Source organism: Mycobacterium sp. NPDC004974 (assembly GCF_053600815.1).
Genome location: NZ_JBSGAQ010000003.1, coordinates 458,967 through 479,716 on the forward strand (window position 1 = coordinate 458,967; position 20,750 = coordinate 479,716).

At 65.0% G+C, this 20,750-nt stretch carries 23 protein-coding genes and 1 pseudogene; 13 read left to right on the forward strand and 11 right to left on the reverse strand.

The window, feature by feature from the left end:
• Together ACWEFV_RS10385 and ACWEFV_RS10390 are read right to left on the reverse strand one after the other, a co-directional pair.
• The gene (locus ACWEFV_RS10385; protein ID WP_450070165.1) at positions 1-1,092 is read right to left on the reverse strand and encodes an MmpL3/TtfA transport complex stabilizer; all 1,092 of its coding nucleotides are present in this window, start codon (positions 1,090-1,092) and stop codon (positions 1-3) included.
• Positions 1,093-1,555: 463 nt separating this feature from the next.
• The gene (locus ACWEFV_RS10390) at positions 1,556-2,395 is read right to left on the reverse strand and encodes a peptidoglycan recognition protein family protein (protein WP_450070098.1); all 840 of its coding nucleotides are present in this window, start codon (positions 2,393-2,395) and stop codon (positions 1,556-1,558) included.
• A gap of 244 nt (positions 2,396-2,639) precedes the next feature.
• Between ACWEFV_RS10390 and ACWEFV_RS10395 the strand changes: the two genes are divergently transcribed.
• Positions 2,640-3,335, forward strand: a complete 696-nt coding sequence (locus ACWEFV_RS10395) for a DUF3060 domain-containing protein (RefSeq protein WP_450070099.1) — start codon at positions 2,640-2,642, stop codon at positions 3,333-3,335.
• Between the two features lie 3 nt (positions 3,336-3,338).
• Here ACWEFV_RS10395 and ACWEFV_RS10400 read toward each other — a convergent pair whose 3' ends face one another.
• From ACWEFV_RS10400 to ACWEFV_RS10410, 3 genes are all read right to left on the reverse strand, one after another.
• Positions 3,339-4,112, reverse strand: coding sequence for an amino acid ABC transporter ATP-binding protein (locus tag ACWEFV_RS10400; RefSeq protein WP_090427717.1), 774 nt, complete (start codon positions 4,110-4,112; stop codon positions 3,339-3,341).
• On the reverse strand, positions 4,109-5,524 hold the full coding sequence (locus ACWEFV_RS10405; protein WP_450070166.1) for an amino acid ABC transporter substrate-binding protein/permease: 1,416 nt from the start codon (positions 5,522-5,524) through the stop codon (positions 4,109-4,111). The genes ACWEFV_RS10400 and ACWEFV_RS10405 overlap by 4 nt, the downstream gene beginning before the upstream one ends.
• Before the next feature lie 469 nt (positions 5,525-5,993).
• Positions 5,994-6,119: a hypothetical protein gene (locus ACWEFV_RS10410; protein ID WP_450070100.1), complete on the reverse strand. Its 126-nt coding sequence runs from the start codon at positions 6,117-6,119 to the stop codon at positions 5,994-5,996.
• Between the two features lie 344 nt (positions 6,120-6,463).
• On the opposite strand from ACWEFV_RS10410, the gene ACWEFV_RS10415 reads away from it, so the two are divergent.
• Positions 6,464-6,757, forward strand: a complete 294-nt coding sequence (locus ACWEFV_RS10415; protein WP_450070101.1) for a hypothetical protein — start codon at positions 6,464-6,466, stop codon at positions 6,755-6,757.
• Between the two features lie 10 nt (positions 6,758-6,767).
• Here ACWEFV_RS10415 and ACWEFV_RS10420 read toward each other — a convergent pair whose 3' ends face one another.
• Both ACWEFV_RS10420 and ACWEFV_RS10425 read right to left on the reverse strand, forming a co-directional pair.
• Positions 6,768-7,697 carry a TauD/TfdA dioxygenase family protein gene (locus ACWEFV_RS10420; protein ID WP_450070102.1) on the reverse strand — a complete coding sequence of 310 codons (930 nt, stop codon included), beginning with the start codon at positions 7,695-7,697 and terminating at the stop codon, positions 6,768-6,770.
• A gap of 72 nt (positions 7,698-7,769) precedes the next feature.
• Positions 7,770-8,105, reverse strand: coding sequence for a hypothetical protein (locus ACWEFV_RS10425; protein ID WP_450070103.1), 336 nt, complete (start codon positions 8,103-8,105; stop codon positions 7,770-7,772).
• Between the two features lie 137 nt (positions 8,106-8,242).
• On the opposite strand from ACWEFV_RS10425, the gene ACWEFV_RS10430 reads away from it, so the two are divergent.
• Entirely contained in the window at positions 8,243-8,536 is a 294-nt protein-coding gene (locus ACWEFV_RS10430; RefSeq protein ID WP_135457682.1) for a DUF4193 domain-containing protein, read from the forward strand.
• A gap of 36 nt (positions 8,537-8,572) precedes the next feature.
• On the opposite strand, the gene ACWEFV_RS10435 is transcribed toward ACWEFV_RS10430, so the two are convergent.
• The gene (locus ACWEFV_RS10435) at positions 8,573-8,932 is read right to left on the reverse strand and encodes an Rv2640c family ArsR-like transcriptional regulator (protein WP_044519995.1); all 360 of its coding nucleotides are present in this window, start codon (positions 8,930-8,932) and stop codon (positions 8,573-8,575) included.
• A gap of 100 nt (positions 8,933-9,032) precedes the next feature.
• On the opposite strand from ACWEFV_RS10435, the gene ACWEFV_RS10440 reads away from it, so the two are divergent.
• The 10 genes and pseudogenes from ACWEFV_RS10440 (at position 9,033) to ACWEFV_RS10485 (ending at position 17,326) form a co-directional block, all read left to right on the forward strand.
• Positions 9,033-9,485: an ArsI/CadI family heavy metal resistance metalloenzyme gene (locus ACWEFV_RS10440; RefSeq protein ID WP_135457684.1), complete on the forward strand. Its 453-nt coding sequence runs from the start codon at positions 9,033-9,035 to the stop codon at positions 9,483-9,485.
• A pseudogene (arsB, locus tag ACWEFV_RS10445) lies at positions 9,458-10,980 on the forward strand (ACR3 family arsenite efflux transporter). Before ACWEFV_RS10440 ends, arsB begins: the two are co-directional and overlap by 28 nt.
• A 42-nt stretch (positions 10,981-11,022) precedes the next feature.
• A complete protein-coding gene (locus ACWEFV_RS10450; protein ID WP_135457689.1) occupies positions 11,023-11,445 on the forward strand; it encodes a YybH family protein in 423 nt (140 codons plus the stop codon).
• Positions 11,446-11,481: 36 nt separating this feature from the next.
• Positions 11,482-11,814: a hypothetical protein gene (locus tag ACWEFV_RS10455; protein ID WP_135457691.1), complete on the forward strand. Its 333-nt coding sequence runs from the start codon at positions 11,482-11,484 to the stop codon at positions 11,812-11,814.
• 46 nt (positions 11,815-11,860) lie between these two features.
• Positions 11,861-12,151 carry a cupin domain-containing protein gene (locus ACWEFV_RS10460; RefSeq protein ID WP_450070104.1) on the forward strand — a complete coding sequence of 97 codons (291 nt, stop codon included), beginning with the start codon at positions 11,861-11,863 and terminating at the stop codon, positions 12,149-12,151.
• A 56-nt stretch (positions 12,152-12,207) separates the two neighbouring features.
• Entirely contained in the window at positions 12,208-13,449 is a 1,242-nt protein-coding gene (locus ACWEFV_RS10465; RefSeq protein ID WP_450070105.1) for a YeeE/YedE thiosulfate transporter family protein, read from the forward strand.
• Positions 13,450-13,576: 127 nt separating this feature from the next.
• Positions 13,577-14,140 carry a hypothetical protein gene (locus ACWEFV_RS10470; RefSeq protein WP_135457697.1) on the forward strand — a complete coding sequence of 188 codons (564 nt, stop codon included), beginning with the start codon at positions 13,577-13,579 and terminating at the stop codon, positions 14,138-14,140.
• Positions 14,137-15,462 carry a Dyp-type peroxidase gene (locus ACWEFV_RS10475; RefSeq protein WP_450070106.1) on the forward strand — a complete coding sequence of 442 codons (1,326 nt, stop codon included), beginning with the start codon at positions 14,137-14,139 and terminating at the stop codon, positions 15,460-15,462. The genes ACWEFV_RS10470 and ACWEFV_RS10475 overlap by 4 nt, the downstream gene beginning before the upstream one ends.
• 8 nt (positions 15,463-15,470) lie before the next feature.
• Positions 15,471-16,484 carry a hypothetical protein gene (locus tag ACWEFV_RS10480; protein WP_135457701.1) on the forward strand — a complete coding sequence of 338 codons (1,014 nt, stop codon included), beginning with the start codon at positions 15,471-15,473 and terminating at the stop codon, positions 16,482-16,484.
• Positions 16,484-17,326: a bile acid:sodium symporter family protein gene (locus ACWEFV_RS10485; protein WP_450070107.1), complete on the forward strand. Its 843-nt coding sequence runs from the start codon at positions 16,484-16,486 to the stop codon at positions 17,324-17,326. The genes ACWEFV_RS10480 and ACWEFV_RS10485 overlap by 1 nt, the downstream gene beginning before the upstream one ends.
• Here the strand turns inward: ACWEFV_RS10485 and ACWEFV_RS10490 are convergent.
• From ACWEFV_RS10490 to ACWEFV_RS10500, 3 genes are all read right to left on the reverse strand, one after another.
• Positions 17,256-19,520 (reverse strand): AAA family ATPase, encoded by a 2,265-nt coding sequence (locus ACWEFV_RS10490; RefSeq protein WP_450070108.1) that lies wholly within the window; start codon positions 19,518-19,520, stop codon positions 17,256-17,258. The two genes, ACWEFV_RS10485 and ACWEFV_RS10490, sit on opposite strands and share 71 nt — an antisense overlap.
• Before the next feature lie 82 nt (positions 19,521-19,602).
• Positions 19,603-19,974, reverse strand: coding sequence for a nuclear transport factor 2 family protein (locus ACWEFV_RS10495; RefSeq protein ID WP_450070109.1), 372 nt, complete (start codon positions 19,972-19,974; stop codon positions 19,603-19,605).
• Between the two features lie 55 nt (positions 19,975-20,029).
• Positions 20,030-20,707 carry a YczE/YyaS/YitT family protein gene (locus tag ACWEFV_RS10500; RefSeq protein ID WP_450070110.1) on the reverse strand — a complete coding sequence of 226 codons (678 nt, stop codon included), beginning with the start codon at positions 20,705-20,707 and terminating at the stop codon, positions 20,030-20,032.
• Between the last annotated feature and the right edge of the window lie 43 nt (positions 20,708-20,750).

Sequence of the window (20,750 nt, forward strand, 5' to 3'; positions counted from 1 at the left end):
TCAGGCGCCGGCCGCCTGGAGGGCGGGCAACTGGTGCATCTCGACCGCGTCCGCCGAGACCAGCTGCGAGTACAGGGACTCGGCGACGTCGAAGACGTTGACCTGGCCGGCGTAGTCGGCGATGTACAGCCTGGTGCCGCTGTCGGACATGGCGACTGCAGCGGGCTGTGCGTGGACGTCGACGCTGCCCTGGATCTGGCTGGTCAGCGCGCACCACACGATGACGCGGTCGTAGTCGACCACGTACGCGCGGGTGGCGTCGGAGCTCAGCACCAGCTGGGTCGGCGCCCCGCCGACCTCGACGGCGTCCACCACGGTCCCGGCGGACAGGTCGACGGTGTGCACGACACCGCGATGCTCAAGATCGGAGGTCAGCACGTAGGCGACGCCGTCGCCGATCGCGATGTCGCGGATCGGGGCGCCGATCCACACCGTGGCCTGCGCCTGGGCGGTTTCGGTGTTCACGACGACCAGCCGGCTGCCGCGGAAGTCGGAGGTGGCGACGTACAGGCGCTTGCCGGTCGAGTCGACCTCCAGGGCGTCCAGGTTGACGCCCGCGCCGGTGGCGATGTCGATCGTGCCGACCCGCTCGGCGGTGGTGTCGATGACGGCGATGTCGATGCGCTCCTGGCCGGCGCGGCCGGCGAACACGCGCTTGCCGTCCGGGCTGATGGCCAGGGCGGTGACGCTGAAGGCCAGCGGGTACTCGTTGAGCACGGCGCCGGTGATGGTGTCGACCGTCGCGATCGAGTCATGCCCGGCGGTGGAGACGCTGACGTAGGCACGGTCATCGGCCACGACGACGGCGAAAGGGTCTCCTGCGAGGCGGACCGAACCCACCACGCCCATGGTGTGGGGGTTGATCACGGTCAGGCTCTGCGCCGCGGTGTTGGTGACCACCACGGTGTCCCGGTCGGGGTCGACGGCGATGTCGCCGATCGGCCCGCGTCCGACCTCGGCCAGTCCGGCCACGTCGATGTCGTCGAGGGCACCGTCGAATGCGACGCCGCGGGCAGACGTATCGTCGATGGCGCGTTCATTGCGGCCGGGGCGCATCGCTTCAGCGAGCGCGCGCAGGAAGTTGTTTGCCATCGTCATCGGCACCTCCGCCGGCAAGGCTTTCACCGGCTCTAGATTCCAGGTCCATCTGCGCCGGGAGTGGCGCGTTTGCATTGAGTCTAGCGACGAAACCGACAGGTCCTGGACGAGTTCGTAGCGAATACACGGCAGTCGCCGACACTCTCTCAGAATGCGCTTAAGAAATTCTTCGTTATCGACTCGTTACCTTTTGGTCGCATTCGATTAAATGCCTGTTACCAGGGACTTCCCAGCACCCCCTGGACGTGTCGCATTTCACGAGCAGCGGGGCCGTCAATAACAATTCTTACCATCGCCGGCAAAAGTGAGCGGTAGATCACATCGCGACACGCCAGCAAACTTTCTTGGGCGTCAACTCGCGGAAGCGGGCAGAGACGCGGGAAATGTGTTACGGCTGTGAAAGATGAGCCGTGCCGGATCGTAAGTTCGCTGCCCACAGCAATGCCCCCGACACCGGTTAGAGCCGCAGCGCGGCGGCGGTGGCCGGACCGACGATGCCGTCGACCTTGAGCCCGCGCGTGCGACGCTGGAACTCCCTGACCGCGTCCTCGGTCTGCGGGCCGAACACACCGTCGACCTCGAGGTCCCCCGCATACGCCGAGTAGGCCGACTTGAGCCGGCTCTGCAAGTGGGCGACCTGAGGGCCTTCCATGGGCCGGAACAGCAGGGTCTCGGTGTACTGACCCTCGGGTACCGGTGGCCGGGGCGTGGGCGCCGGTTTCGCGATATCGCCGATCTGCGCCTGGATGTCCGCGCGCAGGATGTCCATGTCGATGGCGCCCGGATCCCACTTACCTTGCGCGCGGCCCGCATACTCCTTGTGCCCGATGGTGCGCTCAGAAGTCTGGGCCAGCCGGCGATTGATCGCGGCGCAGCACCGCACCAGCGCGAAATACTGTGCGTCAGGCCAGTTCTTGCGATGCGGCGCGGTGGGGCTGGTACCGCTGTTGGCGCACTCGATGCCGATCATGTGCCAATTGCCCATATTCGTCGGCAACCACGGATACATGCCGACACCGGCGTGCCAGGCCACCCCGAGGGCCACCACGGTGACTGTGCCGTCGCGCGCGATATGCAGCTGCGACAACGGGCCGGGAAGATCCGGGCGGCCGTCGGCGATCGACGCGGCGGTTGCCGTGTCCGACCCGGTGTGGTGCACCATCACCCCGCGGATGTCCTTGAAATCGCCGTGTCCCCGCGTCCGCCACCCGGGATACTCGACGAGGTCGATGCCTTCCGCCCGAAGCACATCGGCCAGCCAAACGGGGTCACCGGTCCATTGCCCTGTCTGAGGCACTGAGATTCGTCCTCCCTACGCAGCAAACTACCTGCGAGGACAAGCCTACGCGGGACCACCGACATCGTCCCGAACACACGAGGGCGGCGAGACAGGTTATGCATCAACTACTTTGCTCGATATCGCCTCACCTGGAACCCGATGCCGGGCGCTGTTCGCGAAAGCACCAATCAGCAAATAGTCGCTCACGGTGCCGGCGGCGCCTTCCATACGCATCTGCGCCCGAATGTGCGAGCATCTGCGCATGGACCCGAAGGACGATCCCGAGGCCCGCATCCGGGAACTCGAGCGCCCACTGGCTGACGCCGCTCGCACCTCGGAACTCGGGACCGGCGCCTCCGCCGCTCCGCCACCGACCCAGCCCTGGACGCAGGCGAACAGCTTCCCGCCACCGCCCCAGGGACCACCCGCACCGTGGCCGGGCTATGAGCCGTATCCGGCACCGCCGCAACCGCCGCGCAGCACGGGCAGCACGCACCTGTTCCTGGTGTTCGGCGGATTCGTGCTGGCCCTGGTGGTCGGCGGCCTCGTGACGGCCTATCTCATGGTCAACAAGACCGACGCAGGAGACACCGACGCCGGCACGGTCACCGACAGCCAGTCGACGACCATCCGGCAGACCACGATCAGCGGCGTGCCACTGCCCGGATCCGTTGCACCGACACAGGTTCCGGCAGGAGAGACGGTGATCGTCTCAGGGATCAACGAGCACCGGACCGTCGAATGCCGGGAAAACACCGTGATCGTCAGCGGCATCCAGAACGAGCTGGAGATCACCGGCCACTGCATTGCCGTGACCGTGTCAGGCGTCGAGAACGTCATCACCGTCGAATCCGTCGAGACCATCGGGGTATCCGGATTCGACAACCGGGTCACCTACCGCACCGGGCAACCCGACGTGTCGAACTCCGGTGAGTCCAACGTGGTCGAACAGGGCTAGCCGCTACAGCACCTTCGACAGAAACTCTTGCAGCCGAGGGTGTTTGGGGCTGTCGAACACCTCGGACGGAGTGTCGTCCTCGACGATGTTGCCGTCTGCCATGAAGATCACCCGGGAGGCCACCTCTCGGGCGAAACCCATCTCGTGGGTGACGACGACCATCGTCATGCCGCCCTCGGCCAGGTCCCGCAGCACCTGCAGTACATCGCCGACCATCTCTGGATCCAAGGCGCTGGTGGCCTCGTCGAACAACATGATCGAGGGGTTCATCGCCAGCGCCCGGGCGATCGCGACACGCTGCTTCTGGCCGCCGGACAATGTGGCAGGCTTGACGTTGGCCTTCTCCGCCAGGCCCACCTGGGTCAGCAACTCCATCGCCCGCTTCTCTGCGGCGGCCTTGTCCATCTTCTTGGTCAGCAGCGGCGCCAGCGTCACATTGTCGATCACCGTCATGTGCGGGAACAGGTTGAAGTGCTGGAACACCATACCGATGTGTTGACGGACCTTGTCCAGGTTCACTTTTCTGTCGGTGAGGTCGAATCCATCGACGGTGACCTTGCCCGCGGTGATGTCCTCCAACTTGTTGAGGCACCGCAGGAAGGTGGACTTACCGGACCCCGACGGTCCGATGACGCAGACCACCTCGCCCTTGCTGACCGTGGTGTCGATGCCGTCAAGCACGACCAGGTCGCCGAATGACTTCTTGAGGCCCTCGATGCGGATCTTGACGGTGCCCTCGGGCTCGGCGGCCGCGGCTTCCGGTACCAGCTGGGTCATTTCACCATCCTCTTTTCGAGCCGGTCGGAGAGTTTCGTCAGCGCCATGATGACGATGAAGTAGATGATGCCGATGATCAGCCACATGGTGAACGACTGGTAGTTGCGCGCGATGATCAGTCGTCCGGTCTGCGTCAACTCGGCGATGCCGATCACCGACAGGATCGAGGTGTCCTTGAGGGTGATGACGAACTGGTTGACGTACGACGGGATCATGGTGCGAACCGCCTGCGGCAGAATGACTTTGCGCATCGTCGGCAGATATCCGATACCGAGGCTGCGGGCTGCCTCCATCTGCCCCTTGTCCACCGCCTGGATTCCGCCGCGGACGATCTCGGTCATGTAGGCGCCGGCGTTGAGCGACAGCGTGATGATGCCCGCCGTCAGCGCCGTCATCTGGAACCCCAGCGCGGTCGGGATACCGAAGTAGATGAAGAAGGCCTGCACCAGAAGTGGTGTGCCACGGAAGATGTCGACGTACGTGGTGCCGATGGCCCGCAGCACGATCGACCGCGATACCCGGAAGAGCCCGAAGATGACGCCGAGTACCAGGGCGATGGCGATCGACACCACCGTCAGGATGATCGTCATCTTCAGACCAGCCATCAGGAACGGGAAGGTGCTCTTGACCAGACCGACGAACGAGTTGTCGGCCTCGGCGGCACCCTCACCGAGGTACTTCTCGACGATCTGGTCGTAGCGCCCGGAATCCTTGAGTTCCTTGAGACCCGCGTTGAACTTGCTCAGCAGTTCGGCGTTGCGGCCCTTGTTCACCGCGAAGCCGTAGCTGGAGCCCTTCTCCTTCGGCGTCACGGTCTTGAACCCGTTGCCCTGTTGGATGCCGTAGGCGAGCACCGGGTAGTCCTCGAAGACGGCCACGGAGTTACCCGTCTTGACTTCCTCGAACATCGACGCGGAATCGGCGAACGAGACGATCTGGAATCCGTACTTGTCCTTGATCGACTCGGCGAACTCGGCGCCCTGGGTGCCGTTCTTGACCGCGACCCGCTTGCCCTTGAGGTCGGCGTAGGACTTGATGTCCTCGTTGCCGGCCAGCACGGCCATCTGCACGCCGGATTCGAAATAGGGGTCGGAGAAGTCGAAGACCTTCTTGCGCTCATCGGTGATCGACATGCCGGCGATCACCCCGTCGGCCTGATTGGCCTGAACTGCCTGGAGCGCGGCGTCGAAGCCCAGCGGTTTGATCGTGATGTTGAACTTCTGGTTCGCCGCGATCTCGTTGATGAGATCGATGTCGATGCCGACGAATTTGCCGTCCACGTCCTGGAATTCGAACGGCGCAAAGGTGATGTCGGTGGCGACAATATAGGTCTCACCGTCGGCGGCGGCGCGGGCCGGGGCCAGCATCGCGGCCCCGAACAGGCCGACCAGCAACGCCACGACGGCGGCCATCAGCCGTTGCGGGGACCGGATGACTCCGGCGATGCCCTCGCCCGACGCGGATTCGGCTCTCATCGTCCACTCTCCTATCCAGGTAGAAACGACGAGTCCCCACGCTATCGTCGCGACACCGATTAGGGCGGTATTTCCGAGGGTCCGAGAGGCAGCACCGGCTTAGCCGCTGGAGTCGAAGTCGGCCGGGACTGACGCCGAGGGCACGACCGCGAACTCCTCGGCATGGTCGGTGTCGGCCGGCGCGCAGGTCTGGAGGTACTTGTGGCCCTGGGCCGTGGTCAGGCTGTCACTTGCATGTAATACGGGGCCGGCGATCCTCAGCAAGCGGTAGCCGAGCGGTCGCCGAACGAAGGACGGGTCCTGGATCGCATTGTTCAGGGTCAGGTAATGCGATCGCAGCAGAGCGTCGGCCCGTTCCTCACTGTGTCGCTGACACTTGCCGAAATCTGGCCGAATACACGGCGTTTCACTGTTGATCGATCCGCGGTGCGGATACCGCAGCCCAGTCCGCTTGCGCCATAGCGATTCTGATGGTCAGGGCGTTGTCGAGCACACAAAGCGCGTCGCGCTTCTGTTGTTGTTGCGCACTCATCGGACCCCCCCTGTCATCCCCCGTTAACCGCAGCTTTACCGATCGGTGAGCGCGCCGCCAACCCGAGGATCCATCCAATTGCACTGCGCGGGAACAAGATAGTTGCGCAGGAAAGGTCCGACCCGTCGCGCCATCAGCCAGTGGCAAACTGCGTGTCCGCCTTTACAAATCACTCAACCTGTCCACCTCGCAGCCTCGGGAAGCCAGGCTGTAAATGGATGTTCGGTCCGAGACGTCACATAAAGAGGTAGTGCACTACGCGTGAGGAATGGATATGGGCGGCCGTATGTTTTCTGCATGAGAGCGCTGGAAAGTACGGCGCTTGGTTCAGAGGAAGTTTCGACATGAGCGTTTTCCATCCGGTTTCCGTGGTCAAGCGCGAAGCCTCACGACAGAACGCACCGGTCCTGCATTCACACGAACCGGTGCTCATCACCGAACAGCAGGTGCTGTTCAGTACCGCCGCAGCAGCGGGCACGCCCACCCATCACAACGTCGTGGCGATGGTGTCACATGCGGTGTCGTCGGTGGCAGAACACTGGCATGCCCACGCTAACCGGCGGCGCGCCACCTACTACCCGCCACGGTGCAGCTATCTCGAGCACAGCCTGATGGCTCGGGAGATGGATCGACTCTGACCGCCCCGGGTCAGCCGGCCAGCGCGACCGGCGCGACCACCTCGGAGTACCGCGACGCGTCGCCGGCGATGGTCCGGCTGCGTCGGCCGTGGACATCGACCGGGACATCTCCGGCCAGGGTGATCCGGCTCAGCCGGCGGTACTGGTCGTCGTAGTCGGCTACCGCGTAGTGCTGGGTGGCCCGGTTGTCCCAGATCGCCAGGTCTCCGGGCTCCCAGCTCCAACGAATCGTGTTCTCCAACTTGATGACCCGATCTTGGAGTAGCCGGAACACGGTGGCCGACTCGGCGGGGCCGAGGCCGACGAACTGTTTGATGAAGTGTCCCAGCAGTAATACCCGCTTACCGGTCTCGGGATGGACCCGCACCACGGGGTGCTCGGTTTCGTAGTACTCCGACACGAATTCCTCGCGGTACTGCCGCTCGGCGTCGGCGAGAACCGGGCGCCCTTCGTCGTCGAACCGGTCTCCGGTGGCGTAGTCGTACTGGTTGGTGTGCACCGCCCACAGGTTCTCGACCAGCGCGCGGAGCGGCCCGGGCAGCGCGTCGTAGGCCGCCTCGGTCGATGCCCATGTCGTGGTCCCGCCGTAGTTCGGCAGCGTCACCGCCCTGAGCAACGAGGCTTTCGGGATGCGGTCGACGAATGTCACATCGGTGTGCCAACTGTTGGCCTTGTCATACCGCGAGTCGATGGGCAGGATCCGCTCGCCGCGCGAGGTGACGGTCGGGTGCGCTCTCGTCGGGGTACCGAGCAGCCGCGCGAAAGCCAACTGACCGTCGTCGTCGAGATGGTGTTGCCCGCGGAAGAAGATGACCTTGTGCTCGAGCAGGGCATCGTTGATCGCCGACGCCGTGGCCGGGTCAAGAGTGCCGCTGACGTCGATTCCATCCATGCGAGCCCCGATGTGGGCACCGAGCTTCACTACACGTAGAGAGGACACCCCGTCACCATCGGCAACAGGGCGCCTGAGCACCACAGTTGCGCTCACCACGAGCGCAACGAGCCGCGAAGGTCAGTCGATCCGGATGACGTAGGTGCCGTCGTCGTCGCGCTCGATCTGTCCGTCGAGGGCGTTGATCCACACCGGGGTGTCGCGTCGCGAACCGAGGAACGCGCTCTGCACGGAGCCCCCGGGCTGCAGGTCGACGTTCCACTCGTCGTCCTGGGCGACGATGGTGACGATCTCCTCGCCATTGGCGCGACGGATCGAGATCAGCTGACCGTTGGAGTCCAGATCCTCCAGGTCCGCATCGTCGTCATCGAGGTACCCATCAAGCTCGGCGTCATCGAAGATCTCGGCGTCCGAACCCCTGCCATCGTCATGCACGCCGACGACTGTACTCAGCATCACGTCCACCGATGCAGACCCCGGCGGATTGAACCGCTAACGTGCATCCGACGTTTACAGGCTATTCGCCCGGGGAACAAGATGTCCCGCTGTGGCGTTGGCGAGAAACATTGGTCTTGAACTTAGGAGGATCATTTATGGCTACCGATTACGACGCCCCGCGCGTCAAGGAGACCGACGAGCCCGCTGAGGAGTCGCTGGAACAGCTGGCCACGCGGCGCACCGCAGCCGACACGGCAGTCATCGACGAGGACGAGGTGGTCGACTCCTTCGACCTGCCCGACGCCGATATCTCCGGCGAGGAACTGAGCGTCCGGGTCATCCCCAAGCAGGCTGACGAGTTCACCTGTTCGAGCTGTTTCCTGGTGCAGCACCGCAACCGGATGGCCTTGCAGAAGGGCGACCAGCAGCTCTGCGTCGACTGCGTCTGACGCAGTCGACGATTCAAGGCCCGACGGCCGTCGCGCTCAGCGACAACAGTTCGGGTCGAGCACGGTGCACAACGCGACGAGTGAGTCCCGGCGCGGGCGGTGGTAGACGTTCATGCCGCGCCGTTCGGACTCCACCATCCCGGCCCGCCGCAACTGTGACAGGTGGTGGCTGACCGTTGATTCGGCCAAGCCGACCGCAGCCGCCAGATCACACCCACAGACTTCTCCGGCCTCGGCGCTGAACAACAGCGACACGAGCTTGACCCGCACGGGGTCGGCCAGCGCTTTCAGCCGCAGCGCAATCTCCAGCGCCCCGTCGTCATCGATCGGGCCGGCCGCCACAGGTGAGCAGCAGACCGGTTCAGAGGTGTCGACCACCGGCAACGCCTTGGGCATGCAGCCATTCTGCCAGAGGATATTGACATACGTCGAAGAGGTGGCATCATCGATGCCGTCCGAATAATTCGACATAAGTCGCAGAGGTTGGGAGCCTGTCATGTCCCGCGCACAACTCGCCTTGAACGTCGACGATCTCGACGAGGCCATCACGTTCTACTCGAAGCTGTTCAACACGGCACCGGCGAAGGTCAAGCCGGGCTACGCCAACTTCGCCATCACCGCTCCCCCGCTGAAGTTGGTGCTGATCGAAAACCCCGGGCACGGCGGAACACTCAACCATCTCGGTATCGAGGTCGAGTCCAGCGACCAGGTGCACGCAGAGATCGCCCGCCTCACGGACGAAGGCCTGTTCACCGAGGAGGAGATCGGCACCACCTGTTGCTTCGCCACCCAGGACAAGGTGTGGGTGAGCGGTCCCGCCGGCGAAAAGTGGGAGGTCTACACAGTTCTCGCCGACTCGGAATCCTTCGGCACCAACTCGCCTGCACTCGATGCCGCTGCCGCCGAGAGCGGGTGCTGCACATCGAGCGCACCCGAGACATCAGCGTGAACCCACCCGCTTCAACCAGACTTTCCACCCTGGATCGGCTGCTGCCCGTCTGGATCGCCGCGGCGATGGCCGGCGGCCTGCTGCTGGGCAGGCTTGTTCCCGGGGTCAACAACGCTCTGAATCGCGTTCAGGTTGACGGCATCTCGCTCCCGATCGCGCTGGGCCTGCTGATCATGATGTACCCGGTCCTGGCCAAGGTGCGCTACGACCGCCTCGACCGCGTGACCGGTGATCGCAAGCTGTTGATCAGCTCGCTGATCCTCAACTGGGTGCTGGGTCCCGCCCTGATGTTCGCGCTGGCCTGGCTCTTTCTGCCCGATCTGCCCGAGTACCGGACAGGTCTGATCATCGTCGGGCTGGCCCGGTGCATCGCCATGGTCATCATCTGGAACGACCTGGCCTGCGGCGACCGCGAGGCCGCCGCGGTGCTGGTCGCCCTCAATTCGATCTTTCAAGTGCTCATGTTCGCCGTGCTCGGCTGGTTCTACCTGTCGGTGCTTCCCGGCTGGCTCGGCCTTGAGCAGGCCCGCATCGACACGTCGCCGTGGCAGATCGCCAAGTCGGTACTGATCTTCCTGGGTATCCCACTGCTGGCCGGCTATCTGTCGCGCCGCATCGGTGAATCCGCGAAGGGCAGGGACTGGTACGAATCGACGTTCCTGCCGCGTATCGGCCCTTGGGCCCTGTACGGCCTGCTGTTCACCATCGTCGTGCTGTTTGCACTCCAGGGCGACCAGATCGCCACCCGCCCGTGGGACGTCGCTCGCATCGCGGTGCCGCTGCTGGCGTACTTCGCGATCATGTGGGGTGGCGGCTACGCACTGGGAGCAATCCTGGGGCTCGGCTACGAGCGCACCACCACCCTCGCGTTCACGGCCGCGGGCAACAACTTCGAACTGGCCATCGCGGTGGCAATCGCGACGTACGGCGCAACATCCGGCCAAGCCCTGGCAGGTGTGGTCGGCCCGCTGATCGAAGTGCCCGTCTTGGTGGCGCTGGTCTACGTGTCACTGGCGTTGCGACGCCGGTTCACCCAGGCGACTGCCACCCCGGCACCGATACCGGGCAGCCGATGACCTCACAGCAGCACCGGCCCAGCGTGTTGTTCCTCTGCACGCACAATGCCGGCCGGTCCCAGATGGCGATGGGCTTTTTCACCCACCTCGCCGGGGACCGGGCATCCGTGTTCTCGGGAGGCTCGGAGCCGGCGGACAAGGTCAACGCGGCGGCCGTGGCGGCGATGGCCGAAGTCGGTATCGACATCGCACACGAACAACCTCGGCGATGGACCGACGACATCGTCGAGGCGGCCGACGTCGTCGTCACGATGGGATGCGGGGATACCTGCCCGTACTTCCCCGGCAAGCGCTACGAGAACTGGGAATTGGCCGATCCGGCCGGCCTCGGGGTCGAAGCGGTCCGTCCGATTCGCGACGACATCGAGCGGCGCGTTCGCGTTCTACTCGTCGAACTCGGACTCGGCCCCGCCCACTGATTCTCCGGTGCCCGGCGGCGGTGGTCGCCTACCGTGACGAGCATGACTGAAGCCGCCATTCGACAGCGCATCGCCGATGGTGTGAATGCGATCCGTGCGCGCGACCTCGACACGCTCACCGCCCTGTATGCACCCGACGTCGTGTCCTTCGACATCGGGGCACCGCTGCGCTACGCCGGAGACGACAACAAGCGACGGGCCTGGCAGGAAGTCTTCACCGCGTACACCGGCCCGATCGGCTACGACGTGCACGAGTTGACCGTCACCACCGAGGGTGACCTCGCGTTCGTGCACAGCCTCAACCATGTCCGCGGCACCCTGTCCAGTGGCCGCGACATCGACATGTGGGTGCGGTGGACAGCGTGCCTGCGTTGCGTCGACGGCGTCTGGATGGTCACCCATGACCATGTCTCGGTGCCCGCCGACCTCGAATACGGCAAGGCTGTCCTGAATCTGACGCCGTGACCCCCCTGAACCGCCATCAACTGGAAGCATGAGGACATGAGAACCCTGATCACCCCACGCCACCTGGTCATCTCCGCTTGGTCCGCGGTCGCCGTGGTGGCAGCGGCGACTGCGGTCGCCGCAGTTCCCGCTCCGTCGAGCGTGCTGGCGGCCTGCCCGAACGGCGAGGACCCCGATACCTACACCGGCACCTGTGTGCCCTACCTGGTGCCGAACTCACGGAACCTCCCCAGCAGCAACAACCTGTGCCCGCCCGGAGTCAGTGGCACTGAATGCGGTTCGGCAGAGGTCCAGGCCACTCCCACTGCGCCGGTCGCACCGACGGGCCCTGAGCAGGCACTCGAAGACGTGAGCACGCCTGACTTCTGACGGCCGGTCATCAGCCCGGCCGGTGGGGAGGTATTCGATGTCGAACATGACAACCGGATCCCACTGGGAGATCCAGCTCGAAAATGACTGGTTCCGTGTGACTCGGTGGACGATCGATCCGGGTGGCGCCATCCCGATGCACCGGCACGACTACGAGTACGTGGTTGTCCCGGTGGTCACCGGCACCATGCACGTCGTCACTGCCGACGGCATCGAGATCGTCGCGGAACTCGTAGCCGGACAAAGCTATTCACGACCGGCAGGCTCCGAGCACACCGTCGAGAATCGCGGTGACCGCGACCCGATCGTCTTCGTCGAAGTGGAACGTCTGGCCTGACGTCGAGGCGATACCGGATCGCCAGTACGCAAAGCCGGCTGCCGCAGGAGGTGCACATGGTCAGCGTCACCGCCCCGTTATGGGTAGGCCTGCTGATCGGTGCCGCATTCAGTGTGCCCGCCTCGATCTGGGGAATTGGCAACCCGGAAACGATCATCCGGACTGCCAGGCTGGTTGATCGGCTCCTCCTCGGCTGCTTTCTGTTTGTCACCGCGATCGGTTCTGTATTGCTGTATGGGCTTTACGCGCTGGGATTCTCGATGCACTTCTCACCGAGGCCGACGTACTTGATCGGCGTCACCCTCGGCGGGATCATGTTCGGCGCCGGAGCGGCGGTGAGCGGCTACTTCCCCGGCACTGAAATGATCGCCCTCGGGGAGGGGCGCCGAGACGTCCTGGCAGCGCTGCCCGGCGGACTTCTCGGCGCCGCCGCGTGGACCGCGGTGTACCAGACCGATGTAGGCCGCTGGCTGGTGCACACCGCAGACCTCGGTGACCTGGTTGCTACCGGAGACATCGCCGATATCCGACCCATCCCCATGCTCGCAATCGCAATCGCTTACGCGGCAGCCGCGTTGACGCTGTTGTATTACTTGCCGCGATATGCCGGGGGTAGGCACAGTTGTCTTCAGCACCTACGCACGACCACCGCCCCGGTCGATGAACATGATCGGGCCTTTGCCGCGGATACCTCCGCCTACCTCGCCGAAGGTACAACCGCGCCGGCCTGGACCACCCTGCTTTCCCCGCCGGCCTCACAGCGGACGCCAAGCACGACCTTCTTCGCACGGACCACCGCCATGGCGGCCACGTTCGTCGCCGCGCTCGTGGTTCTGTCGCTGTTCCTTCGTCAGCCCTTCGGCATGTCGACCACCTACTCCTGGGTGGTGGGGCACCTTTTCATGCCGGGCTTCGACTACAGCCGACAGGTCTTCGCCACGATCGGCTGGGAGCCCCTTGTGGTTCTCGGCGTCCTGCTCGGATCTCTGTTCTCGGCACTGTTCATCACGGGTCGCTTCAATGCGTTCCGCCCCGTCGTACCGCCCTCATGGCGCAACCGATTCGGCCCCAGCCGCGCCAGGCGGGCAGCGGCATGCTTTGCGGGATCCTTTTTCGTGATCTTCGGGGCCCGGATGGCCGGTGGATGCACCAGCGGGCACACCCTCAGCGGCGGTATCCAGTTGGCGGTCAGTGCATGGCTTTTTACTGCGGCTTTGCTCGGTGGGATGCTGCTCACCGCCCGCTTCGTCTACGGCCATTGCAGCTGGCAGGTCGAGCCGGCGCAGCCCGAGCTGTAAAGGCCGTCTCGATCACGAAATGTCGGCGAGCGTTCTTGCGGGTTTGCCGACAGCACCACTCCTGCTGGGAGAAGTTCCCCCGAATCGGGGGACGACGTGAGCTCCCCGCGCCCATAATCTCGGTGCCATGGCGAACAACGGAAACAATGATTGGACCCAACCAGCAGCTCTTGCCATCCCCAAGGAGGGCTACTTCGAACTGACCCGGGGGCGCTATGGCCCGGTGTTTCCCCGCACCCCCGCCTGCTACGGCTTCAACATCATCGCCAAGGTGAAGGAGGGCCGCGAGGACGCGATCCGCGCCTACGGCAAGCAGCTCGAAGCGGCGGTCGCCGCGCAGCCCGACGTGCTGGCCCCGCTGAAGCTGCATTACCTGCGGTGGAATCTGTTCGACGTCGGCTCCGGTCTGCATTTCCAGTACCAGGGCATCTTCGACACCGACTTCGACAAGTACACCGAGGACGCCGTCAAACTGTTCAGCTCGACGGGCATCACCACCGCCTTCGTCAACCTTGAGGGCTTCCCGGAGGACTGGAAGACGAACCCCGAGGCGTTCATCATGTTCGTTCGCAACCACCAGGTGCCCAGCTTCCTGGAGTATGGCGAATACCCGTACGTCACGTCCGAGGAGGTCAAGAAGGCGTTGCGGCTCAAGGCCGCGTTCTCCGAGATGCTGGACCAAATGCAATGACCGATCTCGAATTCGACGATATCCAGCACATCATGCTGACCGGGACACCCCACTTGACCGGTCGGTACGAGTTCCTGTCCTTCGACACCCCCGAAGCAGGGCAAGCCTGGCTGGCCGAGATGGTGCCCCTCGTGCAGTCGGCCACCGATGTCCGCGAGACGGTCAACGTGTTCAAGCGTTGGGTCAACCTGGCCTTCACCTGGAACGGGTTGCGCGCATTGGGCCTGGACGAGGAGACGCTGGCGACATTCCCGGACGAGTTCCGGGAGGGCATGGCGTCGCGGGCCGACATCCTCGGGGACACCGGGGCGGCCGCACCCGAACACTGGGTGGGCGAGCTGGCGAGCGACGATCTGCACGCGATTGTCATCCTGTTCGCCCGGGACGAGGAGGAACGCCTGCGGTGCGTCGGCGAACACGACGCACTGCTGGCCCGCTGCCCGGGGGTGCGGTCACTGTCGCATCTGGATCTGGCCGCCACCGCACCGTTCGAGTACGACCACGATCACTTCGGGTACCGCGATCCGGTGTCCCAGCCGCAGATGAAGGGTTCCGGTGAGGTGTTGCTGCCCGGCTCGGGCGGGGCGCTGGCAGCGGGCGAGTTCATCCTCGGCTATCCGGACGAAGAGGGGTTGGTCGCGAACCAGCCCACCCCCGAGGTGCTTTCGCGCAACGGCAGCTTCATGGCGTACCGCCGGCTGGAGGAGCATGTCGGGGTCTTCCGCGACTACCTGAAGCAGAATGCCGAGGGCGCCGAGGGCGAGGAGCTGCTGGCCGCCAAGTTCATGGGCCGGTGGCGCAGCGGTGCACCGTTGGTACTCGCACCCGAACATGACGATCCGGAACTGGGTGCGGATCCGATGCGTAACAACGATTTCGATTACGGAACGATGGATCCGCACGGCTATGCCTGCCCGATCGGCGCCCATGCCCGCAGGCTGAATCCACGCGATACCGAGCCGAATCCGAATCGGCGCAGGATGATCCGGCGCAGCGGCACCTACGGGGCGGCCTTGCCCGCAGGCGTCCCTGACGACGGAGTCGAACGCGGTATCGGGATGTTCCTGATCTGCGCCAGCCTGGTCCGTCAGTTCGAGTTCGCCCAGAACGTCTGGATCAACGACAGTTCGTTCAAAGATCTGGGCAACGAGCACGACCCGATCTGCGGCACCCAGGACGGCACGCTGGACTTCAAGATTCCGAAGCGGCCGATCCGCAAGGTACACAAGGGGTTACCGGCATTCACGACGCTGCGAGGCGGGGCGTACTTCTTCCTGCCCGGCCTGAGCGCACTGCGTTACCTCACAGACCTCAAAAACTAGGAGACACCATGGCTACACAGTCATACGCCCGTACCTACAACCAGGCCCACATCGCCCGGCCGCGCAACGGCAAACGACGCGTCAGCATCTACTGGTCCTGGAGCTACCCGTGGGAGGTCCAGCGCGACCCCGCCGAGCTGTACAACCGGTTCTCCACGGTCACCGAGGTGCGCCTGGCCACCTGGCCGGCCTACGAGACGCCCGAGTACAGCCCCAAGGAGTTCCTGCAGGGCATCGACGGAACGCTGGAACTGTTCCACCGCTCGTCCTTGGCCTTCCAGGACGTCGCCGGCGAGGCGACCGGGCATCCGGTCGCGGTGTTCCAGCGGGTCGATCAGGCCGGGTACCGGCTGCCGATCGATGAACGCATCCTGGACGACACCGACACCCTGATGATCTTCGGCCTGGACCACCTGCTGGGCGACGAGGCCGCCACCGAAGAAGAGATCGCCGCGATCCAGCAGTGGCTGAAGCGCGAGGGCACCTGCCTGATGCTGGCGCCGCATCACGACGTCGGGTTCATCGACGACAAAGAGCAGCAGCAGATGGAGTACCTGCACCACGGTGATCCGCTGACACCGCGGATCCAGCGCTTCAGCGGCTACGCCCGGTCGCTGCTGACCGGACTGAACATCCCGGTGCACAACACCTGGGGCCTGCGTCCGGCCACGGTCGAGGGCACCAGACAGATTGTGCCGCTTACCACTTTCCGCGATCTGGATTCCGCGGGCCTGCTGCGCGACGTCAGCACGCTGGCCTTGCATCCGCACCTGCCGCACTACGAGCTGACCGCGCCCGAGGGACCGGACCTCAGAGTCTTGGGCCGGCAACCGATCGACATGACCCGGCCGCATCCGTTCACCCTGGCGGGGAACACCGAGTTCAACGCCATTGTCCACATGCCGCCGTCCGGTGACCGCGCCGGTGACATCGTGCTGGTCGACTCAACCCATTTCACGACGCTGTTCGGCGCCAGTGACAGCCTGAAGTCCTTCTGGCGCAACCTGGTGACGATGGCCTGATGGGGGCCGGCATGAATGACCTGCTGCTGCGGGGCTCGAATATCGCCGTCGTCTTCTTCGTCGTATCGAGCACCCTGGCGGTCGGTCTGGGCTTGACTGTCGGCCAGATCCTGGCTCCGCTCAAGAACGTTCGCCTGGTTGCACTGTCCCTCGCGGCGAACTTCGTGCTGGCGCCGCTGGCAGCGTTCGGGCTGTGGCGGGTGTTCGATCTGGACGATCCGCTCGGGATCGGGCTGCTGTTGTGCGGGCTCGCTGCCGGCGCACCGTTCCTGATCAAGCTCGCCGAGTTCGCGAAGGCCGACATGGCTTTCGCGGTGGGCCTGATGGTGCTGTTGATGGTGGTCACCGTGGGCTATGTGCCGCTGATCCTGCCGATCTTCGTCTCGGGCGCCGCGGTGAACCCCGCTCAGATCGCGATGTCTCTCGTGGTTCTGATGCTCCTTCCGCTGGCCGCGGGCCTGCTGCTGCGGGCCCGCGGTCCCGGGGTGGCCGCCCGCCTCCAGCCCGTGATCGCGAAGATCTCCACCGTCAGCATGATTCTCGTGATCATGTTCACGATCGCCGCCCATTTCAACAGTGTGCTGTCGGTTTTCGGCACGTTCGGCATCCTGGCGGCTGTCATCTACACGGTGATCTGTGGCGGGATCGGTTGGCTCATGGGCGGTCCCGGGACACGGGAGGTGCTGGCTCTGGGAACCGCTCAGCGCAACGCCGCAGCGGCGTTCGTGGTGGCCGGGCAGAACTTCGATGATCCGAAGGTGGTCGTGATGATCACCGTGGTGTTGATCGCCGAGTTTCTGATGTTGTTGCCGTTCTCGCGGCGGCTCGCGCGCTCTCGCTGAGCAGCCCGAGCCGGTCGGCCTCGGCCACCGCGGCGGCGCGGGAGGAGACACCGAGTTTGCGGTAGATCGCCTTGGCCTGACTCTTCACGGTTTCCCGGCCCAAGATCAGCTCACCCGCGATGCGCTGCAGTGACAGGTGGGTGGCCAGGTAAGGCAGCAGCCTGAGCTCGGCCGTCGTCAGCGACGGCCGAGCACCACCGGCCGCGCGGGCCGCCGACAAGGCCTGGATCTGGTCCAGCCATTGCCCCACGCCGACGGCCTCGGGTTCACGCCGATGGGCACGTTGCGCCGCGCCCAGGTGACGGTCGCACAGGTCGGTGTCATCGATCTCGACAGCTGCGCCCGCCACCAGCACATGTGCCATCAGGGCGGTGCGGGCGGACAGATCACCCAGCCGTTCGAGGAGCCGTTCGGTCGCGCGGGCGGCCGAGCGCGCTCCCGCCACGTCGCCGCGCCGGGCCCGGACCAGCGCGTCGACCGCGTAGACCACCACGATCGGGACCATGTCGGACAAGTCGCGTGAGTCGACGATCGAACGCGCGGCGTTGGTGTGTGAGATGGCGGCCGACAGGTCGCCGTCACCGAGGTCCAATGCGGCGAGATGTGCCAGCACGGCGGCCTGGAATCCGGGTAGGTCTTCGATCACCGGCAACGCAGATTCCAGGGTGGCCCGGGCCTGCTCGGATTCCCCGAGCATGGCCAGGGCCGTACCTTTCATCGTGGTGGCCGCACCCCACCATGGATTGACCAGGTGATCACCTGCACCACAGACGGTTTCCGCAAAACGGATCACCTCCCCCACGCCGCCGATACCGATCAAGGACCCGATCAGCGCCGCGGCCACCTCCACCGACGGTGTGCCGTCGGAGAGCGGTTTGCCGGAGTCGGCCGCGCTCGCGGTCAGCAATGACCGCTGGATCAATTCGGCGTCACCGGTCATCACCCCCAGCCAGGCCCGCGCGATCGCGGCGTCGGGGTAGTCGGTGAAGGTCTGCTCATCGATCAGGCTGAGCCGCCGGGCCAGGACGCCGACCCGGCCGTCGAAGCCCAACCGCACCGCGTCCATCACCACCAGCGCGGCGGCCTGCGCACGGTCCTCGGCGGCCAGCGCCTGGGTCAATGCGCCGTCGACGTCACCGGCGTGGGCCAGCCGATCCGCGGCTCTCGCCGCCAACTCCCGGAACCGGTCCGGATCCCGATCGCGCAGTCGTGCGCGCAACAGATCACCGAACAATCGGTGATACCGGTACCAGACACCTTGGGTATCAAGGGAAACCAGAAACATGTTGCCCGAGTGGGTGATTGCGTCGAGCATCGCGGCCGAATCGGTACGGCCCAGCAGCGCGTCGAGTTCGTCGGCACAAAAGCGGTCCAGGACAGCTGATTCCGTCAGAAACGTGGCGGTGTCGGGATCGAGCTGACTGAGCACTTCCTCGACCAGATAGTCGGCCAGCAGCCGGTGCCGACCGGTAACCGCCTCGGCGGGCGCGCCATCGCGCAGCGCCAGCGCCGCCATCACCACACCGGCCGCCCAGCCTTCACATTTGTCGAGAACCCTTGTGACCGTGGCCTTGTCCATACCGGCACCGAGGGCCGCGAATGCGGCCGCACCTTCGGATCCGGACAGCTTCAGCTCGGGAACTCCGATCTCGCTGACATAGCCCTGCAGTCGGCGTCGCGCCAGATCGAGCGCGGGAATCTGCCGGCCGACCAGTACCAGCGTCGTCGAATTCGGGGCCAGGTCCACCACTGCGCGCAGGGCGTCGACGGCTGCGCTCGCCGACAACTCGTGAACATCGTCGAGCACCAGAACGACAGGCCCACAACTTTCGAGCGCCCGGACGAATGCCGACACCAGTTGGCTTTCGGCGCGGCCCGCGCCCTGCAGGTAGTCCAACACCGCCGGGTCGATGGGCTTGACCTGATTCAGTGCCGTGGCCAGGTGCAGCAGCAGGTGCACGGGGTCGTTGTCGAGATTGTCGAGCCGCGCCCACGCGAACGAACGCTGATCGGCGTCGTCCCACTGCTCGACCACGGTGGTCTTTCCGTATCCCGCGGGGGCGGCAACCACGACCAGACCGGTGCGATCCTGCAGTACCCGGGTCACTCCCGGGCGGGGAACACCGGCGCGTGCGGTAGCCGGTCGTCCGACTGTCGCCACCGGAATGTGCGCCGGCCAGGATCGTGCTACCACTTGGATATTTTAGGCCAGGGGCGCCACAGCGCGGCTTTCCGCACGATGGGCGCGGGCGCGGAGCGTCAAATCTGTTGACGGGCTACGACAGCGACGGATTCAGAAAGACATACAGCGCAACGATTTTCCCGTCACGCACCAGGATGACGTCCAACCCGGTGTACGCCGGCTCCTCCCCCTCGGTGCCCGAGCCCCACGCAAGGATGCCCGCATTCGCGAGAACCTGCGGTTCGCCGCGGTGGGTGTACACGAATTGCGGGTGCGTCGCCCGCAGGTCGCCGGCAAACTTGTCCACCGCGTCGCGGCCCACGAAGGCGCCGTCCGGTGAGTAGACGACGCAGTCGTCGCAATAGAGATCGTCGATTGCGGCGCGCCGGCGTCGGGCGTCCCCCTCCCCGAATACCTCGGGGAGATTGCGGGTGAGCAGTTCCAGAGTCCGTTCGTTCGCAGCCATGCCCAATTAAACGGACTGCAGTCCTATTCCATTCCGGCGGGCGTCGCCGTCAGCGTCAGAAGTGCCAGCGGGTGGTCTTGACGCGTTCCTGAAACGCCTCGAGTGCCGCCAGGTCCTTCTTCATCAGCGGCTTGTTGACCTTCTCGGTGAAGAAGTCGATCAGCGGACCCGCGAAGAACGCGGTCATCACGGTCCCGATGCCGACCTGCCCGTGGAACGCCAACGCCAACGCGACGAACAAGAGGTCCTGGGCCACCCGCACCACTCGGTACGGGAGGCGCGTGTGGTCGACGATGATCGGGGCGATCGCGTCGTACGGGGCGTTGCCCAGCGCGGCGGTCATGTACATCGACGCACCGGCGGCAAACAACGTGATCCCGACGAGGAACATCACGGTCTGGATCAACCGGGTGGGCTCGCTGGGGACATGTGGGCTCAGCAGAGCCGAGAACCATTGGACGAAGTACCCGGTCATCACCATGTTGATGACCGAGCCGATCCCGATGTACATGCGGCCGAAGAAAAAGACCGGGATCAGCAGCACCGCATTGCTGATGAGCTGGTACGTGCCGAGGTCGAGACCGATCGTGTTGCTGATGCCGATGTTGGCCGCGGTGTAGGGATCCACGCCGACCTTCGCGACGCGCAACACTGCGGACCCGAAGCCCAGGACAGCCACACCCACGAGCGCCCAGAACGATCGCCGCCAGTAGTGCATGTTCTGACTACCCACAATCCACGACTATGGCAGAGCTAGGTAGTCGTCGAACGCGGCG

Bases quoted from the DNA above. Each gene is read 5' to 3' on its own strand.
- ACWEFV_RS10455 (WP_135457691.1), top strand. From the start codon at position 11,482: ATGAGAACCCTGATCACCCCACGCCACCTGGTCATCTCCGCTTGGTCC.
- ACWEFV_RS10435 (WP_044519995.1), bottom strand. From the start codon at position 8,932: ATGCCCAAGGCGTTGCCGGTGGTCGACACCTCTGAACCGGTCTGCTGC.
- ACWEFV_RS10415 (WP_450070101.1), top strand. From the start codon at position 6,464: ATGAGCGTTTTCCATCCGGTTTCCGTGGTCAAGCGCGAAGCCTCACGA.
- ACWEFV_RS10470 (WP_135457697.1), top strand. From the start codon at position 13,577: ATGGCGAACAACGGAAACAATGATTGGACCCAACCAGCAGCTCTTGCC.
- ACWEFV_RS10410 (WP_450070100.1), bottom strand. From the start codon at position 6,119: ATGAGTGCGCAACAACAACAGAAGCGCGACGCGCTTTGTGTGCTCGAC.
- ACWEFV_RS10495 (WP_450070109.1), bottom strand. From the start codon at position 19,974: ATGGCTGCGAACGAACGGACTCTGGAACTGCTCACCCGCAATCTCCCC.
- ACWEFV_RS10475 (WP_450070106.1), top strand. From the start codon at position 14,137: ATGACCGATCTCGAATTCGACGATATCCAGCACATCATGCTGACCGGG.
- ACWEFV_RS10485 (WP_450070107.1), top strand. From the start codon at position 16,484: ATGGGGGCCGGCATGAATGACCTGCTGCTGCGGGGCTCGAATATCGCC.
- ACWEFV_RS10480 (WP_135457701.1), top strand. From the start codon at position 15,471: ATGGCTACACAGTCATACGCCCGTACCTACAACCAGGCCCACATCGCC.
- ACWEFV_RS10400 (WP_090427717.1), bottom strand. From the start codon at position 4,112: ATGACCCAGCTGGTACCGGAAGCCGCGGCCGCCGAGCCCGAGGGCACC.
- ACWEFV_RS10440 (WP_135457684.1), top strand. From the start codon at position 9,033: ATGTCCCGCGCACAACTCGCCTTGAACGTCGACGATCTCGACGAGGCC.
- ACWEFV_RS10460 (WP_450070104.1), top strand. From the start codon at position 11,861: ATGACAACCGGATCCCACTGGGAGATCCAGCTCGAAAATGACTGGTTC.
- ACWEFV_RS10450 (WP_135457689.1), top strand. From the start codon at position 11,023: ATGACTGAAGCCGCCATTCGACAGCGCATCGCCGATGGTGTGAATGCG.
- ACWEFV_RS10395 (WP_450070099.1), top strand. From the start codon at position 2,640: ATGGACCCGAAGGACGATCCCGAGGCCCGCATCCGGGAACTCGAGCGC.
- ACWEFV_RS10385 (WP_450070165.1), bottom strand. From the start codon at position 1,092: ATGGCAAACAACTTCCTGCGCGCGCTCGCTGAAGCGATGCGCCCCGGC.
- ACWEFV_RS10425 (WP_450070103.1), bottom strand. From the start codon at position 8,105: ATGCTGAGTACAGTCGTCGGCGTGCATGACGATGGCAGGGGTTCGGAC.
- ACWEFV_RS10405 (WP_450070166.1), bottom strand. From the start codon at position 5,524: ATGGCCGCCGTCGTGGCGTTGCTGGTCGGCCTGTTCGGGGCCGCGATG.
- ACWEFV_RS10465 (WP_450070105.1), top strand. From the start codon at position 12,208: ATGGTCAGCGTCACCGCCCCGTTATGGGTAGGCCTGCTGATCGGTGCC.
- ACWEFV_RS10430 (WP_135457682.1), top strand. From the start codon at position 8,243: ATGGCTACCGATTACGACGCCCCGCGCGTCAAGGAGACCGACGAGCCC.